The following is a 16,571-nucleotide window of genomic DNA, read 5'->3' on the forward strand; positions in this document are numbered from 1 at the left end:
CGCTATCTCCTGGAACTCGTTTCCAAAAAAAAGAGAGCGCAAGGAGATGGTCAGCTGCTGAGGATTTAAGGACTATCAGCTCGAGAGTGCTGCGAAGCAGTGCTCGCTGATAGTTTCTAAACCGGAGGCCGCTATCTACTAGAACTCGTTTTTAATAAAATAGAAGCTGAAGAAATTAAATATTTCTTCAGCTTTTTTTATGATTTCTTAATGTTAATTATATTCCCTTTGAAACTACCAGTTCGGCTTTTTCAATGTGTTAAACTTACCCTAATCTAATTGCTATAGAAGGGATTATTATGGGAAAACATACACATAAATTGTTCCAATCTCATAATAGGAAAAAATCTATGGAAAATAACTTAGTTAAAAGTAACGTTAAAAAAATTTCTCGAGATGATATCGAGATCGAAGTTCATTATATTGACTCAAATGGAAATAAATTGGCTGATTCAACAGTTTTAACTGGTCACTATTTGGACAATTTGAAGATGCCTTGGAAGACTATTCCAGGTTACGTTTTATCTTCGATCCAAAATTTCCAACAAACTTTCATTCCTAATTCAGAAGGTATTTACTTGATCTACTTCACACAGATCGCCGCACCGGTGATCGTTTATCATCGTAATACTCAAGGGGAACTGATTGCTGATCCACAATATTTGACGGGAGATCTCAATAAGAGCTATCAAGCACAACCGCTTGAAGAAGCTAGAAATTTTTTAGTAGATTATCCTAAAGATGTGACGGGACGTTTTTCAGATAAAGTACAAGAATATGAATTCATTTACGATACGATGCAAATGGATGACTATGAAGTAGCAGACAACTTGTTTATCCAAACGAATAACAATGTGCCCGTTTACGAGCAACCTGCTAGTTCATCTCCGTTGTCACAGCCACTGCCTTACGACACTACTTGGCGAGTTTTTAAAGCTGTGCAGGAACATTACAATGAGACCGTTTGGTACAACCTTGGAGGCGATATTTGGATCTCAGGTAATGAAGATATTAAAACTTTCACGATCAATCATTTTTCTGAGGAGCAAAAGCTGTTGGATAGCCCATTGAATGCAGTGGTTGATAATATTAGTTTTACTTATTCGGTTATTAATAGTATGGATGTTAATCGTGAGGTTAAGATTTTGTATTATGATAATCAGGATATTACTACTTGGGAGACTCCCTACGGGACTATTATTAGTACTCGTTATCAAGGTGGCCAGTCGGTTTATGTAAAAAAACTGTTGCAGCTGGACAATGATAGTGTTTGGGCTCAGTTGGATAATGGGAATTATATTGAGAGTAAGTATTTGAATTTGTAGTTAGATGAGGCAGACGGTGAGGCTGTCTTTTTTTGAGCGGTTATGGATGTGAGAGAGTACTGCGGACAGTTGCGTTTTACTTTGGTGTAGGTGTGCTAGAGGTGTGAGAGTTTTTGGCAGACGAGAAGCGTTTTGCTTGGTTGGTGTTTTGATGTTTGTTTGGTGGGATAGAGGTGATAGTTTGGTGAGGTGGTTCACTGCCGACTCCGGGGCCCGGGGATACAGACGCTGGAACGCTGCCAGCAATCGATTGAAGCTATCCGGGAAGTTCACCCGGACATCTCCAATACGAGCCTTTCACTAGGCAATAAATTGCCAAGTGAAATCTGGCGGCTGAGGTCCGTATCCCCGGTCCCCTCCGTCTAGATAGTGCATCAATCCCCTTTTTTGGGGGTGGGGACCGAGTTTTATAGTACAAGTTGGCACTCTTTGCTCGTCCTAGATTTTGCGGTCTATCTCAATTTCTATCTATGTTGGTAAGTTCAAGATCAAATTCAAAAGCAAGTTCAAAAAGGATATTCAAAAATAGCCGTCGAAATTTATTTTTTCGACGGCTATTTTTTACTCTAAATTCGCATGATGGGCAAACATTGCTTTTTCGCTGCGGTCATCTTTTTTCATTAGGTCTAAGATGATTCCGTCTGTGTAGATTAATAATGCTTGCTCGAATAATGCTCCCATTGGTTGGATGGTTTGAGTTTCTTGCATTTCGCCTTTTACTTTGCCGGCTAGTTGTAGGACTTCGTCGGCTTGGTTGGCTATTGTTGAATCTGGTTTGGTGGTTATTAGGGCTACTTTGGCTTTGAATTGTTTGGCTTTTCTGGCCATTAGTACTGCTTGGCTAGTTTCCCCTGAGCCTGATGCTATGATCAGAAGGTCTTTTTCGCCAATCGGATCATTGGTTATCTCTCCTACTACGTTTACTTGATAGTCCATTTGCGAGAGTCTCATGGCGAACATTTTGATGGCTAGACCTGATCTTCCTAAGCCGTATATAAAAATTTTGTTTGCGTTATCGATCAAGTTCATGAAGTTTTCACTATCTGGGAATGTTTCGCTGGCTTCGGTCAGTTCTTTTGCAATGGTTTGGAAGTTATTCATCGGCTTTTCCTGCTTTGATGATTTTGTCTTTGATTGTTTTGGCTGCGGCTGTTGGATCGTCTACTGTGGCGATTCCTCCACCTACGATCAATAAGTCAGGGTTTTCCGAGATGATCTTATCTGCTGTGTCGATCTTAATACCACCGGCCACGGCTGTTTTGGTTTTTGTAGTGTTAGCTTTCATCTTGTGGAAGGTTTCAAATGGTGTTTCGCCTAGATCTTGGAGGTCGTAACCTGTGTGGGTGCAGACGTAATCAGCTCCCATTTCATCTACTTCTTTGGTTCTCTTTTCGATGTCTCTGACGGCAATCATGTCTACTAAGATTTTCTTACCGGCTTCACGAGCTCCTTTGACGGCGTCTTTGATCGATTGATCTTCGGCTTGGCCTAAGATACTAGTCATATCTGCTCCGTATTTGTAGGCTTGTGCAACTTCATATGGGGCCACATCCATGATCTTTAAGTCAGCAAACAATGTGATATCAGGGAACTTATCGCGGATCTTTTTTAGTCCCTCTAGACCAAAGTTGATGACTAGTGGTGTGCCGTATTCGAATACGTCGACGTAGTCCTTAGTTTTATCAATTAATTTGATTGCTCCATCGATATCTTCTAAATCGATTGCTAATTGTAATTTCATGTGTTTCTCCTCTTTTTAAAAAATTTTACGCTCTGTGCCATGCTGCATAACCGATGGATGGGAAGATCCCGATCAAACGGCTGACTTGCTTGCGATCCATTTTGAACTCGATTGCTGGTAACAAGGCGTTGACAGCATCTTCAGCTTGGTCACTGATTTCGGTCACACCGACTAAGCGACCTTGTTTATCGTGAACTTGTTTGCTAGATGCGATTGGCTCCTTATCTACCTGGTAATACCAGTAATTTGCCAAGTCATTTTCACTGATCTCATAGCCCTTTTCTTCAGCTTCTTCGATCGAAACTCCAGCTTTTGCGATCCTTGGTGAGGTGAAAACGACCGATGGAATTACAGGAAAATCGATTGGATCTGTAGTTTGTCCTGAGAATAGTTTCATTAAATATTTTGACATGAAGTATGCTGCTGGGGTTACCTTTGGTTGGTCACTTGAAATGACATCTCCGGCAGCGTAAATGTTATCAACATTAGTTTGGAGATGGTCGTTAACGAAGACCCCAGTTTTGTCGAATTTGACACCGACTTTCTCTAGTCCGAGGCCATCCAAATTAGGGATCCGTCCGGTAGCGTCTAAAATCCAATCTGTTTCCAGCGTTTGATCGTTTCCATAAGCTACTTCCAACTTGTCGGCTTTTTTAGTAAATGAAGCTACTTGAGCATTTTCGATAAATTTCACGCCGCGCTCTTTCAAATCGTCGACTACTTGCTTGACGTAAGGTTGATAAAATTTCCGGAGAACAGTGTCCGAATGCAACATTACCGTCACATCGGCACCACTGGCATTGGCGATTGTCGCAAATTCCATGCCAATGTATCCAGAACCGACGATGACGATGTTTTTTGGTAAGGTCTTGAGGTTCATGAATGCTTCACTGTCGTGTGCCAAATCGCTACCTTCGATTTCCAAGCGATGTGGCCTCAAACCAATAGCAATAACGATTTTTTCAGCTGTGACTTGCTGTTTATTATCAATGATCAAAGTATGCTCATCTACAAATTGTGCATGGCCATGAAATACCGTGGCACCAGCATTTTCTAGCCGAGCGGTCAATCCTTCAGGAAGTGGATCGATGATTTCTTGTTTGTGCTCGACATTCTTGGTCCAATTTACCTTGATGTCACCATCCAAAATGTCGCCTAAACGCTCGTTTTCACGGGCCATTTTGACTGGTTCGTCTAAAGCAATTTTGGCGTTACAACCACGATTTGGACAAGTCCCGCCGACTAAACCACTTTCGACTACACCAACTTTGACGCCCGTTTCTGCCAAAGGTGCAGCTCCGTCAAAAGTCGCGTGACCCGCGCCAATGTAAAATACATCAAAATCAAACTTTGAACTCATACTATCCCTCCATTAATTTATTTGTATATATACCATTAATGTAATTCATTTGGAAAAATTAGGAAAGTCAAAGGGTCAAAAATCGTCAAAGTATTCATAATTGACTGATGTTGCTTGATTTCATCAAAAAAATCCTTGGAATTTATTTATAATATTTTTAATTTGTTGAAACAAAAAAACATTTGTTTCGCAATAAAACTATATACTCAATTTGGGGTGTTTTTGTACATCGTAAATTGAAAAATATAGGAGGTGAGAAAATGAAAATGTTACCAGTAATTTTTTTGGTCTTGTCATTTGCTCTATTAGTTTTAGCAAGACTTTTCAGCAATACTTTCGTTCCCAAGAGTCTCCTGATCGTCTCCGGGATCATCTCGATGATCTTAGCGATAATTTCTGCAGTCTGGGGATTTTGGATCCTGCGCAAGAAAAAAGATTAGTAATTTTTAATCACGCTGCCGACTTGAATACTCTTGTCGACAGCGTTTTATTGCATAAAAAAAGCAGCCTCAGCTGCTCATCTTTAACCTAAATATTTTTCGATCAATTTGATAATGGTTTGATTATCCTCACTCGTGCCCACCGTGATCCGGAGCCAGTTTGGCAGTAATCCCGTCCTGATCAAATAACCATTTTCCAATAAGTATTGCGCTAAACCTGATGCATCTTCGTATTGGAAGAAGATAAAGTTGGCTTGGCTTTGATAATATTTGAAACCGACCTTATCGAAGAATTTTTGAAGCTTTTCCCGTTCAACTGCGTTCTTCTCCACAACGTCTGCTACAAAAGCTTGGTCCTTGAAGGCAGCAGTCGCTGCTACTTGAGCGACGGAGTTGACGTTGTATGGCAAACGCGTCTTTTGGACTTGTTCAGCTACTTCTTTGGAGAAAACGGCATATCCTACTCGGAAATTGGCTAAGCCGTATGCTTTGGAGAATGTCCGCATGACAACGATGTTGGAATATTTTTTCGTCAGATCCATGGCTGAAGGATTTTTTTCAGTCACAAAATCGATGTAAGCTTCGTCGATCAAGACTAAAGTCTCCTTTGGCACTTGTTTGACGAAGTTTTCGATGTCATCAACTGTTTCAAAAGTTGCTGTTGGGTTGTTCGGGTTACAGATCCAAACTAGTTTCGTCTTAGGAGTTATCGCCTGGAGCATGCCGGAAAAATCGATGCCGCCATTTGCTAAGACAGGAACTTTTTCAACTTTAGCTTCTTCGATCTCGGCGTGTAACGCATACTCTGAAAAAGTCGGACTGGAGATCAATTCAACATCCCCTGGTTCCAAGAAAACTCGTGACAACATGACGATGACTTCATCGAGTCCCACACCGAAGACGATTTGTTTGGGATCTAAGTCAAATTTTTGACAAATTAGTTGGCGTAATTCGGTGGCATCACTATCAGGGTAACGATTGCTTTGAGAATAAGCCCAGTTTACGACAGCATCTTTGACCGTTTTAGAAGTTCCATAAGGATTTTCGTTAGCGGACAGACGAACTAGTTTGGATAAACCTAATTCAGATTTCATTTCATCTAAAGTTTTTTCCGGGACGTATGGCTTTAGTTCTTTGATTACTTTTTTCATGCTGCCTCCTAGAGATCTTTGATTTCAGGACGGTCTTTGTATTCGCTCATCAAGCCTTCCCGTTTAGCTAGTTCTGTTTTGATCTGGTCGAAAGTTACGCCTTGTTCGACCCAAAGGACACAGAGGTGGTAAAGCAGATCGGCAGATTCGTAGACTAATTCGCCATCACCTCTTGGTTTATCTGGGTTCTTAGCTGCGACGACTACTTCTGTTGATTCTTCACCGACTTTTTTCAAGATCTTGTCCAAGCCTTTGGTGAACAAGTAATCAGTGTATGACCCTTCTTTAGGATTCTTTTTCCGGTCAACGATCATTTCATATAATTCATCTAAATTTTGCATGTTATTACTCCTTTGATTGACTAACTGGTTGGAAAAAGCAGCTACGATGGCCGGTGTGGCAAGCTGGACCGACGGGATCGACTTTGACTAGTAAAGTATCCTCATCACAGTCTAAAGTCAGATCGACCACATTTTGGAAGTTGCCACTAGTTTCGCCTTTATGCCACAACTCTTGTCTGGAACGTGACCAAAACCACGTTTGACCACTTTCCAAAGTCTTTTGATAACTTTCCTGGTTCATCCAAGCGACCATCAAGACGTCTTTAGTTTTGGCATCTTGGACGACCGTCGTCAATAAACCCTTGGAAAAATCTGGTTCGATCATCGTACGACCACTCCTTTTTGCTTCAAATATGATTTAACGTCGTCAATAGTCAATTCTCCATAATGGAAAACTGAAGCTGCTAGTGCTCCATCGACATTGGCTTGTAAAAAGACGTCACTGAAGTCGGACAATTTTCCCGCACCACCGGATGCAATAATCGGCACTTTGACTGCTTCACCTAGTTGTTGATACAAGGAGATGTTGAAACCATCTTTAGTTCCATCTTGATCCATCCCCGTGACTAGTAGTTCACCGGCACCTTTTTTTACGACCTCTTTAGCCCAAGATATCGCCTCAATGTCAGTCTTTTGTTGCCCACCGTGAGTGTATACAAAATACTGTTTAGACTCGGGGTCATACTTGACATCGATAGCAACGACGATACATTGGTTACCGAATTTCTTAGCACCTTCTGTGATCAAATCAGGATCGTTAACGGCGGCTGAATTAATCGCCACCTTGTCAGCTCCTGCTTTGAGGAGTTTTTGAATGTCTTCGACTGAAGTAACTCCACCACCGATTGTCAATGGCATGAAGACTTGCTTGGAAACTTGTTCAACGACATCGATCATCGTTTTTCTTTTTTCATTAGTGGCTGATATGTCTAAGAAAACTAGTTCATCTGCACCTTGTTTTTGGTACTCGGCAGCAATTTCCACGGGGTCTCCGACGTCAGTTAAGTTAACGAAGTTGACACCTTTTTTGACACGTCCATCGGCCACGTCTAAACAAGGAATTATTCTTTTAGCTAGCACCTGCTTCCACCTCCGCAATATCTTTTAATGTGATTGTCTTTTCGTAAAGAGCTTTTCCGATGATCACATCCTTGATGCCTAAAGCCTTCAAATTGTGGAGGTCTTTGAGATCTCTGATCCCGCCACTGGCCACTAAGTTAGCTTTAGGTAATTCTTGAGATAATTTCATTAGTAGATCAAGATTTGGTCCCTGCATTGTTCCATCACGAGCAACGTCAGTTACGATGAATGATTTAGCATCATTATCCATCATTTCCTTGATCAAGTCCGACATTTTAACGTTTGACTGTTCGAGCCAACCGTTAACGGCGACTTTTCCATTGGCGCCATCGACTCCGATAACGATGCGATCGCCACCGTATTTTTTCAATAGATTTTTGACAAAATCGGGACTTTCCAAGGCAGCTGAACCAATGATGATACGGTCAATACCTAGATCAAGATACATCCGGGCGATTTTTTCATCACGAATACCGCCACCGAGTTCTAAAAAGCCGTCGAAGTTTTTCCGGATGTCAGAAATGACTGTATAGTTTTCGGGACGTCCAGTTTTAGCGCCATCGAGGTCGACTAAGTGCAACTGTTTGACGCCTTGGCCAATAATATCTTTTGCTTGGGCAACTGGGTCTTTGTTGATCAAAGTCACTTTATTGTAGTCGCCTTGATACAATCTGACACTTTGTCCTTCGTGTAGATCAATTGCGGGAAAAATCATTTGTCTTCACCATCTCTTGAAATTGATTTAATAAGTTTAAGCCGACTTGCCCACTCTTTTCCGGGTGAAATTGCATGCCGACAACGTTTTCGTTTTGGACGATACTTGGGATCTTAATGCCGTAGTCCACGTCCGCTACCACGTATTTAGGAGCACAACTGGCATAGTATGAGTGCACGAAATAAGTGTATTCTTCATTCGCTACTTTAAAGGGGCTATCAGCAGCGACTTGATTTTCATTCCAGCCCATTTGAGGGACTTTCAGCTCACCATTTTCGGGGATTGCCTTCACGTGACCGGGGATCAAATCGAGTCCCTTGTTCAAACCATATTCTTCGCTGTCTTCGAACAATAATTGCATCCCTAAACAAATTCCTAAAAAAGGATGTTTTTCTTGGGCAGCTTTTTTTAAGACTTCGATCAAATTGCGTTCTTTCAAAGCATCAACTGCAGCTTCAAAAGCTCCAACACCCGGCAAGATCACTGCATCTGCGTTCAGGATCTCGTCTGGGTCAGCAGTCAATTTATTTTCGATATTTAAATAGTTCAGTGCTTTTTTTAAATTTAATGTATTACCAGTATCGTAATCGACGATTGCAAACATTAGATCACACCTTTCGTTGAATTGACACCGATGATATCAGGGTTGATAGTTACGGCATCACGCATTGCCCTTCCGAAAGCTTTAAACAAACTTTCGACTTTGTGGTGAGTATTTCTTCCGTAAAGAATGCGAGCGTGCAAGTTCATCTCGGCCGCAAAAGCGACAGCTTGGAAGAAGTCTTCAACCGTTTCTGTATCGAGACCACCGAGTCTAGGGTTCAACAATTCGGCGTCAAAAACTAAGTAAGAACGGCCAGAAAGGTCAACACTGACTTGGCCTAGCGTCTCATCCATGGGCACGAACTCAGTTCCGTAACGCTCGATACCAGCTTTATCACCCAAAGCTTTTTTAAAGCATTCCCCGAGAACGATCCCAGTATCTTCCGTTGTGTGGTGTGGGTCAACATCCAAGTCTCCGTGAGCAACGACTTCTAAACCGAAACGGCCGTGTTTAGCAAACAAGGTCAACATATGGTTCAAAAAGCCGATTCCTGTGTCGATCTTGATACCTGTCTGTTCATCAAGATTTAAGGTGATTTTGATTTGTGTTTCTTGCGTTTTTCTTTCGATAGTAGCTGTTCTCATGAGGTTCTCCTTAGTCGTAATATTTATCAAATCTTGATTCGATAGCTCTGGCGTGACCTTCTAGTCCTTCTACTCGAGCAAGTGTCGTAATGGCCTTAGCTTCTTTTTCAAGTGCTGGCTTAGTATATTGGATAAATGATGTCCGCTTGACGAAATCATAAACACCGAGTGGTGATGAAAATCTAGCTGTCCCCCCAGTTGGCAAGATGTGGTTCGGACCGGCGACGTAGTCACCGAGTGGTTCAGAGGCATATTTGCCTAAGAAGACTGAACCGGCATTTTTGATCTGGTTGAGATATTGTGTTGGATCTTCCAGTTGGATCTCCAAGTGCTCTGGTGCGACGGTATTCATCAAGGTGAACATGTCATCGATCTTGTCAACTACGGCGATGAAGCCTTTTTCATTAACTGAGGCTGAGGCAATTTCTTCACGTGGTAAGACTTTTAATTGTGAATCGACTTTGTCACTGACTGCTTTAGCCAACTTGAGGCTGTCGGTTACCAGAATTGGACGTGCCAACTTGTCGTGTTCTGCTTGTGACAATAAGTCAGCAGCTAGTTGTCTAGGATCGGCTGAGTCGTCGGCGATAACACCAATTTCTGAAGGTCCAGCGACCATATCGATGGCTACTTGACCGAATACTTGTTTCTTAGCTGTCGCAACAAAAATGTTACCTGGTCCGACGATCTTATCAACGCGTGGTATCGATTCTGTTCCGTAAGCTAAAGCAGCAATTGCTTGGGCTCCTCCGACTTGATAAATGGCATCAACGCCAGCAATTTTTGCAGCTGCTAAAACAGCTTTTGAAATTCCGTCTTTTTGTGGAGGTGTCACGATCACGACTTGTTCTACTCCGGCAATCTTAGCGGGCATGGCACTCATCATGATAGTTGAAGGATAAGCTGCTGTACCACCGGGAACGTAGAGTCCAACTTTTTGTAGTGGCAACAATTTTTGTCCACGCAAGACCCCTGGTTGTTCACTGTCGATGAAGCCCTTTTCCAATTCCTTTTTGTGGAAACTTGAAATATTTTTCTTAGCTAATAACAAAGCATCTTTGACGTCTGGGTCGAGTGTTTCGTATGCTTCATCGATTACTTTTTGATCAAGTTTGAATGTGTCAACATCGACTTTATCAAATTTCTTACCATATTCTTTTAATGCAGCATCGCCATTTTCAATAACGTTATTAATAATGTCACTAACGGCTTGCTCAACTTTTGGGTCAGTCAATTGACGCGTCTTCAACTGCACCATTTTTTCTAATTCTGCTAAACTTTTTTGAACGATTTTCATTATGCTTGCCCCACTTTATTTTTTTCGATGACGGTTTTTAAACGATCTACAAAATCAAAAATTTCTTCCGGATGTTGTTTCAAAGCCATCCGATTGACGACTATCCGTGTGGAAACTTTGTCTAAGTAGTCAAAGATCTTTAGGTGATTTTCTCGAATGGTCGTTCCTGTTTCAGTAATATCGACGATGGCATCGGCTAGACCGGTCAACGGTGCTAGTTCAACGGAACCTTCGATCTTGATGATCTCAACATCTTGTCCCAATGAATCGAAGTAGCGCTTCGTGATCAAGGGATATTTCGTGCCGATGATCTTCCGCTTTGGAGCTTCTGGATCAAAGTCTTGAGTCGATGCTAAGACGAATTGGCACTTACCGATATTTAGATCGAGTAGTTCGTATTGGGAGTTTTGATGCTCAGTTAAAATGTCACTCCCAACGATCCCGATATCAGCAGCTCCTCGTTCCAAGAAGGTCGTTACATCTGGACCTTTGGCGAGAATGAATTGATATGGTTGGGACTCTGAATTGAAGATCAAACGCCGTTGCTTGTTGCGGATCTGATCACAATTGATCCCTGCTTCTTCCAAGAGCGGAATAACTTGTTTTTCAACGCGCCCTTTAGTTAAGGCTATCTTTATACGATTCTCATTCAATATATTCACCTTCCGTCATATCAATTAATTGTGCATCTAATTTTTCTGCTTCTAATTTGGCGTTTTCTAAGTTATCAGATAAGGAGAGGATTCCATCTGTTGTTTCCTCTAGTAACTTTTCAGCTTCGCACCACTGATCTTCTTTAAAGTAGATCAGCTTCTTTTGTTTATGCTGACGTTGGTCAACTAAGAGGTCGGTAATGAGATCGATGTCGATCCCCATCCCCACGGCCGATTCACTCACATCTTGGAAGTTAGCGAGCAATTTATCGTAACGGCCACCACTGAACAAATAACCTGAACCAGCTTTAGAAAAACCTTTAAACGTTAAGCCCGTGTAATATTGCTGAGGCGCTTTACTACTAAGGTCGATGGAAACTACTTGTTCTGGCAAAGTCTGCTTCATCCAGGCGATAACTTCTTTCAACTCATCGATCCGATTTTGCATTGGCTTAGATAAACTGAAATTAGCCAGTTGATCAAAAATTTTATCTGGTTTCCCAAAAAGTCTGGGCCACTTCAACAAAAATTGATATCCGGAACGATCTTTAAATTGGCTGATCAATTCTTCATATAGGGGAACTTGTTTATCGTACAAAGCCTGAGCAATTTTTTGCTTCAATTCTTCATCATCAGTCAACTCTGACAAAACAACTTCAGCAAAATCAGCAACCCCCAACTCGATTTCAACCGGCTCATCCAATAATTTTTGACTAAGTAAGTTGATCAAAACCAAACATTCAAATTCAGCCTTGATCGAAGAATAACCAACCAACTCGATACCAGCTTGGGTAAGTTCATTGTAAGAACCAGAAAGCCGACGACTGATCCGAAAAATATCTCCGACATACCAAAATTTTTGGGGAAGAGAAATATTAGTAGAGCTCAAAAATCGAGCAATAGGTAAAGTCATATCCGGCCGAAGTACAATAGTATCACCCTCCTGATCCAACAAGCGATACATCTGATAATTACCAAGTTTATAAGGTTCAAAAACCGACTGCTTCTCCAAAAGTGGCGTTGAGATCTTAGCAAAACCACGATCAGAAAAAGTATCCCCAATAACAGAAGAAACATGCTGCTTAACCACAGCTCTACGCCCAAACTCATCACGAGTCCCAAGTGGCAACAAATTATTATTCATATCAACGCCTCCAAATTCCTACCAATCAAAAATCAAAGTCATAAACCCGATTCACAAAACAAATCTCAAAATGAACCGATGAAATGTTCCAACATTCATCAAATAGATAAATCCCTCAAGAAAAACTATTTGAGGAAAATTAATGGCTGACTCAATAAAAACCAAAAATACGATCTCCATAAAGCTAAGTACGGTACCCCCCACCAAAAAGATGAGGTTTATTCCAACCTAGGTTCTGGGAGGGTGGAGGAAATTCGCCGTCAGCCATGATATTTCACTTGGCAATTTATTGCCTAGTGAAAGGCTCGTATTGGAGATGTCCGAAGTGGTTTTCTTCGGATAGCTTCAATCGATGCCCATGGCGTTCCACGGCGTAATTTCCGGAACCCTCCCAGAACCGGCAGTGAACATCAACAAAACCTAAACCACAAAAAAAGCCCCTTAGCAAATAAATGCTAAGAGGACGTAAATAACGCGGTTCCACCTCACCTTTGTCTAACCCTTGCGGATCAAACCTCATGTTGGCTGAGTCAACTGGGATAACGAACCATTTCGTCAAAGCTTACTAAATTCAGCTTTGAAGTTATTCGTAGGTGTGTGTTCAACAATAGTTTCCGTTTCATTTCCAGCAACTGAAACTCTCTTTTGGAGGGACTAGCGTTTACTTTTCCTATTCATGACTTTTATTAGAATTTGATTAGTAAAATTAATCATTTATTTAATTTAACTGTAATAATAGCCGTGAATTTTAAGAATGTCAATAGCTAGTCAAAGAATTTATCAAATGAATCCCGTGACCGACCGAGTCAATGTCGTGCGCATCAGAGCCGTACACCAAAGGAATATAAAGGCCTTCAGCCATTCGTAGGATCTGCTTACCTGGATAAAAATCATTGCAGTAAGGTTTATAAAGACCGGCAAAATTTAAATCTAATTGTCGGTTTTGTTTTTTAATTTTTTGTAAGATATCGTTCACCAAATTCAGGTTATCCTCATCAAGATCATCGCTAATGTGGAAATGATCTTGATATTTCCGGACTAAACTCATGTGGCCAATCCGTTGCGGTGAATATTTGCCGAGATCTGCTTCAACCGACTTTTGAACGGTTTGATAATAATGAGCAAAAATCTTTTGAGGATCATCTAAATAGTCTGCAAATCCTTGTTGAAAGTCATCAAAACCATTATCAACACACCAAAACTTGTCATTCGTTCCCTTCATGAAGTGAACCGATAAAATATTTTCTTGCGTGCGTGGACCGTATTTATTCAAAAAATCACGAGTGAAGTCTTCAAAGCCTTCTAAATAGTCAACTTCAAAGCCCACGGTTATTTCGACTTGGTCTTTAAACTTAGCCTGCATTTTTTCAGCTAATTCAAAATACTCTGGCAACTGATCCATTTCCAATGACGCTTCCGAAAGTCCATCAACACTGCCTTGATAACTGTCCTTAAAATTTGGTGGTAAAGGTGCGTGTTCGGTAATGCAATATTTTTCCATACCGAGATCGATTGCTCGTTGGATCATCTTTTCGACAGGTTCGCCACTTCCGTGAGGGCAAAGTTCTGTATGGGTATGTCCGTCCATTAACATGTGATCACTCCTTTTTAACCATCGTGGACTAAAAATGCAGATTACTCAAGCTAAAAATTAACGGGATCGTCACCAAACTGAACAACGTCGACAAACTCATGATCGAAATTGCCGGTGCGGGATTTTTTTCAGCTTGCAAGGTAAACAAGACCACCAATCCGGCAACGGGACAAGCTGCCATGATGACCGTTGTATAAAAAGCTACGCCAGAAACACCCAGCAGACGTAAAATCACGATCGCAATTAGTGGATAAAATAAATTACGCAAAAAAATACTGATCCAGAGATTTTTTTCCAACATTTCCCGACTAAATTTAATTTTCGTCAAACTATTACCGATCACGATCATCGAAAGTGGCGTGTTCATTGATCCAACCGACTTGACGACTTGATCGACTGTGCCTGGTAGTCGCAGTGAAAAGAGGAACATCAATAAGCCTAAAACAATCGCAATAATATTAGGATTGAGCAAAATCTTGCCCCAATTAATAGTTTCATCTTTTTCACCATGGTGCGAAAACAAACTAATTCCGTGAGTCCAGTTGAATATATTAAAACAAGCTAAGGAAACTACGCCAAAAAACACTCCAGAAGAACCAAATAAAGCTGAAATCAGCGGGATACCCATGAAGCCAGCATTCGAATAAACACTGCCATAAATGGCAATCCGCGCAACGTTTTCATCAGCTACCCGTCCAAATAAAAGTCGTGAAATAATAATTTCAATAAAATACAAGATCACAACGGCTACAAAAGCCAACAAGAAAAACTTGATCCGAGCGGCCGAATACTCCTGCTCGAAAGCCCCAATAATCAAACAGGGAGAAATAATGTAAATCAAAATATTAGTCAGATCACTCGAAGATTGAGCTCTCAAGAAATTCAGCTTCCCAATTAAAAAGCCGACTAGCATCAACCCGAATAGTAAGATGATCTGACTAGAAAGTTGTCCTATATCCAAAATAATCCCTCCCTTTTTTAGAAACAGTTGAACTTATTATCAAGTTCGATGAGTGCAGAATCAACTAATAAATAGCAAAATAAAAATATAAATATTTCAAGCAAAAAAATACACCTTCCACAAAAGGAAGATGTAAGTTAATTTTATTTTTTTGCAGTACGTTCTTTGAAGAATAATCCGACAAAATATCCAATGAACAAACCGATCAAGGCTGGGACGACCCAACCGAGACCTAGGTCTGACAGCGGTAAAATACGATTGAAGTTCATCAAGTTCACGAACCAACTTTGACCGTGGAACATGAAATCCATCGACTCAAGTCCAGCCAAAACAGCTGGTACAAAAGTAAAGATGGTCGTGATCACGTAAACGTACCGCGATGAACCGATGATCGGCGTCAAAACTGCCAAGATGATCAAAGTTATCGCCAAAGGATAAATGAACATCAAAGCTGGTGTTGAATATTGGATCAAGTTTGTCAGACCAACATTAGCGAAAACACAAGGCAAGACACTAGCAATCAAGATCAAAACTTGATATGAGATCTTAGGAAACATTTCATGCATTGCTTCTCCAAACGCAGTTATCAAGCCGATCGAAGTTTTCAAGCAGGCAATAATAACGATCAAGGCAAGCAAGACGTTCCCGAAACTTCCGAAGTAATAGTTGAAAGTTTGAGCCAAAGTGACACCACCATTGGCAGCTAACTGGAATTGGCCAAGACTCATCGTTCCTAAAATTGCTAGCAAGGCGTAAATGATCCCCATCAAAACAACACTGATCGTACCAGCTTTGATCGTATCCTTGGCGATTTCTCGTGGGTCAGTCACACCTAAAGTCTTAATACCATCGATAACAACTACGCCGAATGCCAATGAAGCTAAAGCATCCATCGTATTGTATCCCTCGGTAAATCCAGCTAGCACCGGACTTTTGGCATACGAACCTTGGGGAGTGTAGTTCAATGATCCCATTGGTTTCACTAAAGCCACAATTATCAAAATACCTAATAAAATCAAGAAAATCGGTGTCAGCCATTTCCCAACGTAAGTCATGATCTTGCTAGGTCTTCGAGCAAACCACCATGAAGCAGCAAAAAACAAAATTGAAAAAATCATCAAGACGGTTTTTTGCATATCGGAACTGACAAACGGGACGATCCCCATTTGAAATGATGTCGTTGCTAAACGTGGTGTGGCAAAAAAAGGACCGATGATCAAATAAAGTAAAATCGTGAAGACGTAGGCATATCCTTTGTGGATCTTACTCGATAGATCAAAGACGCTGGCGCTTTCAGTCATCCCTAATCCCGCGACACCTAGTAGCGGTAATCCGATACCGGTGATTAAGAGACCGATGATGGCAAGGCCAACGTTTCCTCCTGATTGTTGTCCTAAGAAGACTGGAAAGATCAGGTTTCCAGCACCAAAGAACAGTCCGAAGAGCATCGAACCGATGAAAAGTAATTCTCTTCTTGTTAGTTTTTTCGTCATAGTGCACCTTTATTATTTTTGTTAGATTGGTTGGTTGGTGGTTCACTGCCGGTTCTGTGGAGGGTTCCGGGAATTGCGCCGTGGAACG

18 protein-coding genes and 1 other annotated feature are annotated in these 16,571 nt (G+C 41.2%); of the genes, 2 read left to right on the forward strand and 16 right to left on the reverse strand.

Translation table 11 applies throughout. The annotated features are described in order from the left end of the window. Positions 1 to 350 precede the first annotated feature (350 nt). A complete protein-coding gene (locus EKM69_RS04020) occupies positions 351 to 1,325 on the forward strand; it encodes a MucBP domain-containing protein (RefSeq protein WP_125708379.1) in 975 nt (324 codons plus the stop codon). 561 nt (positions 1,326 to 1,886) lie between these two features. On the opposite strand, the gene hxlB is transcribed toward EKM69_RS04020, so the two are convergent. From hxlB to EKM69_RS04035, 3 genes are read right to left on the reverse strand one after another with little or no spacing between them, the layout of a single operon-like run. Next, a complete protein-coding gene (gene hxlB, locus EKM69_RS04025; RefSeq protein WP_125708381.1) occupies positions 1,887 to 2,426 on the reverse strand; it encodes a 6-phospho-3-hexuloisomerase in 540 nt (179 codons plus the stop codon). Further along, positions 2,419 to 3,066, reverse strand: a complete 648-nt coding sequence (gene hxlA, locus EKM69_RS04030; protein WP_125708383.1) for a 3-hexulose-6-phosphate synthase — start codon at positions 3,064 to 3,066, stop codon at positions 2,419 to 2,421. The genes hxlB and hxlA overlap by 8 nt, the downstream gene beginning before the upstream one ends. 25 nt (positions 3,067 to 3,091) lie before the next feature. Continuing rightward, complete coding sequence (locus tag EKM69_RS04035; protein WP_125708385.1) at positions 3,092 to 4,426, reverse strand: dihydrolipoyl dehydrogenase family protein; 1,335 nt, start codon at positions 4,424 to 4,426, stop codon at positions 3,092 to 3,094. A 260-nt stretch (positions 4,427 to 4,686) separates the two neighbouring features. Here EKM69_RS04035 and EKM69_RS04040 point away from each other — a divergent pair, with 260 nt between their 5' ends. Continuing rightward, complete coding sequence (locus EKM69_RS04040) at positions 4,687 to 4,866, forward strand: hypothetical protein (protein WP_125708387.1); 180 nt, start codon at positions 4,687 to 4,689, stop codon at positions 4,864 to 4,866. Positions 4,867 to 4,949: 83 nt separating this feature from the next. Here the strand turns inward: EKM69_RS04040 and hisC are convergent, their stop codons facing one another. The 13 genes from hisC to brnQ form a co-directional block, all read right to left on the reverse strand. Next, entirely contained in the window at positions 4,950 to 6,017 is a 1,068-nt protein-coding gene (gene hisC, locus EKM69_RS04045; RefSeq protein ID WP_125708389.1) for a histidinol-phosphate transaminase, read from the reverse strand. Between the two features lie 8 nt (positions 6,018 to 6,025). Next, positions 6,026 to 6,358, reverse strand: coding sequence for a phosphoribosyl-ATP diphosphatase (gene hisE, locus EKM69_RS04050; RefSeq protein ID WP_125708391.1), 333 nt, complete (start codon positions 6,356 to 6,358; stop codon positions 6,026 to 6,028). Positions 6,359 to 6,362: 4 nt separating this feature from the next. Beyond that, positions 6,363 to 6,680 (reverse strand): phosphoribosyl-AMP cyclohydrolase, encoded by a 318-nt coding sequence (gene hisI, locus EKM69_RS04055; protein ID WP_125708553.1) that lies wholly within the window; start codon positions 6,678 to 6,680, stop codon positions 6,363 to 6,365. Next, positions 6,680 to 7,438, reverse strand: a complete 759-nt coding sequence (gene hisF / locus EKM69_RS04060) for an imidazole glycerol phosphate synthase subunit HisF (protein WP_125708393.1) — start codon at positions 7,436 to 7,438, stop codon at positions 6,680 to 6,682. Before hisF ends, hisI begins: the two co-directional genes overlap by 1 nt. Further along, positions 7,428 to 8,153: a 1-(5-phosphoribosyl)-5-[(5-phosphoribosylamino)methylideneamino]imidazole-4-carboxamide isomerase gene (gene hisA, locus EKM69_RS04065; protein WP_125708395.1), complete on the reverse strand. Its 726-nt coding sequence runs from the start codon at positions 8,151 to 8,153 to the stop codon at positions 7,428 to 7,430. Before hisA ends, hisF begins: the two co-directional genes overlap by 11 nt. Then, positions 8,134 to 8,757: an imidazole glycerol phosphate synthase subunit HisH gene (gene hisH, locus EKM69_RS04070; protein WP_125708397.1), complete on the reverse strand. Its 624-nt coding sequence runs from the start codon at positions 8,755 to 8,757 to the stop codon at positions 8,134 to 8,136. Before hisH ends, hisA begins: the two co-directional genes overlap by 20 nt. Continuing rightward, complete coding sequence (gene hisB / locus EKM69_RS04075) at positions 8,757 to 9,341, reverse strand: imidazoleglycerol-phosphate dehydratase HisB (protein ID WP_125708399.1); 585 nt, start codon at positions 9,339 to 9,341, stop codon at positions 8,757 to 8,759. The genes hisH and hisB overlap by 1 nt, the downstream gene beginning before the upstream one ends. Positions 9,342 to 9,351: 10 nt before the next feature. Beyond that, positions 9,352 to 10,638, reverse strand: a complete 1,287-nt coding sequence (hisD, locus tag EKM69_RS04080; RefSeq protein ID WP_125708401.1) for a histidinol dehydrogenase — start codon at positions 10,636 to 10,638, stop codon at positions 9,352 to 9,354. Beyond that, the gene (hisG, locus tag EKM69_RS04085; RefSeq protein WP_125708403.1) at positions 10,638 to 11,291 is read right to left on the reverse strand and encodes an ATP phosphoribosyltransferase; all 654 of its coding nucleotides are present in this window, start codon (positions 11,289 to 11,291) and stop codon (positions 10,638 to 10,640) included. Before hisG ends, hisD begins: the two co-directional genes overlap by 1 nt. Further along, entirely contained in the window at positions 11,284 to 12,435 is a 1,152-nt protein-coding gene (locus tag EKM69_RS04090) for an ATP phosphoribosyltransferase regulatory subunit (RefSeq protein ID WP_125708405.1), read from the reverse strand. Before EKM69_RS04090 ends, hisG begins: the two co-directional genes overlap by 8 nt. A 456-nt stretch (positions 12,436 to 12,891) precedes the next feature. Beyond that, positions 12,892 to 13,122 (reverse strand) — a binding site (T-box leader). A gap of 70 nt (positions 13,123 to 13,192) precedes the next feature. Beyond that, entirely contained in the window at positions 13,193 to 14,029 is an 837-nt protein-coding gene (hisJ, locus tag EKM69_RS04095; RefSeq protein ID WP_125708407.1) for a histidinol-phosphatase HisJ, read from the reverse strand. Between the two features lie 28 nt (positions 14,030 to 14,057). After that, the gene (locus tag EKM69_RS04100; protein ID WP_125708409.1) at positions 14,058 to 14,990 is read right to left on the reverse strand and encodes an AEC family transporter; all 933 of its coding nucleotides are present in this window, start codon (positions 14,988 to 14,990) and stop codon (positions 14,058 to 14,060) included. Positions 14,991 to 15,133: 143 nt separating this feature from the next. Beyond that, a complete protein-coding gene (brnQ, locus tag EKM69_RS04105) occupies positions 15,134 to 16,483 on the reverse strand; it encodes a branched-chain amino acid transport system II carrier protein (protein WP_125708410.1) in 1,350 nt (449 codons plus the stop codon). Between the last annotated feature and the right edge of the window lie 88 nt (positions 16,484 to 16,571).

The sequence above is a fragment of the Companilactobacillus zhongbaensis genome, assembly GCF_003946515.1.
GTDB classification, from domain to species: Bacteria; Bacillota; Bacilli; order Lactobacillales; family Lactobacillaceae; genus Companilactobacillus; species Companilactobacillus zhongbaensis.

What these genes read in the sequence shown, in the direction of transcription:
- hxlB (WP_125708381.1), bottom strand. Translation starts at nt 2,426, where the DNA reads ATGAATAACTTCCAAACCATTGCAAAAGAACTGACCGAAGCCAGCGAA.
- hisJ (WP_125708407.1), bottom strand. Translation starts at nt 14,029, where the DNA reads ATGTTAATGGACGGACATACCCATACAGAACTTTGCCCTCACGGAAGT.
- EKM69_RS04020 (WP_125708379.1), top strand. Translation starts at nt 351, where the DNA reads ATGGAAAATAACTTAGTTAAAAGTAACGTTAAAAAAATTTCTCGAGAT.
- EKM69_RS04035 (WP_125708385.1), bottom strand. Translation starts at nt 4,426, where the DNA reads ATGAGTTCAAAGTTTGATTTTGATGTATTTTACATTGGCGCGGGTCAC.
- brnQ (WP_125708410.1), bottom strand. Translation starts at nt 16,483, where the DNA reads ATGACGAAAAAACTAACAAGAAGAGAATTACTTTTCATCGGTTCGATG.
- hisH (WP_125708397.1), bottom strand. Translation starts at nt 8,757, where the DNA reads ATGTTTGCAATCGTCGATTACGATACTGGTAATACATTAAATTTAAAA.
- hisD (WP_125708401.1), bottom strand. Translation starts at nt 10,638, where the DNA reads ATGAAAATCGTTCAAAAAAGTTTAGCAGAATTAGAAAAAATGGTGCAG.
- hisE (WP_125708391.1), bottom strand. Translation starts at nt 6,358, where the DNA reads ATGCAAAATTTAGATGAATTATATGAAATGATCGTTGACCGGAAAAAG.
- EKM69_RS04040 (WP_125708387.1), top strand. Translation starts at nt 4,687, where the DNA reads ATGAAAATGTTACCAGTAATTTTTTTGGTCTTGTCATTTGCTCTATTA.
- hxlA (WP_125708383.1), bottom strand. Translation starts at nt 3,066, where the DNA reads ATGAAATTACAATTAGCAATCGATTTAGAAGATATCGATGGAGCAATC.
- hisC (WP_125708389.1), bottom strand. Translation starts at nt 6,017, where the DNA reads ATGAAAAAAGTAATCAAAGAACTAAAGCCATACGTCCCGGAAAAAACT.
- EKM69_RS04090 (WP_125708405.1), bottom strand. Translation starts at nt 12,435, where the DNA reads ATGAATAATAATTTGTTGCCACTTGGGACTCGTGATGAGTTTGGGCGT.
- hisB (WP_125708399.1), bottom strand. Translation starts at nt 9,341, where the DNA reads ATGAGAACAGCTACTATCGAAAGAAAAACGCAAGAAACACAAATCAAA.
- hisA (WP_125708395.1), bottom strand. Translation starts at nt 8,153, where the DNA reads ATGATTTTTCCCGCAATTGATCTACACGAAGGACAAAGTGTCAGATTG.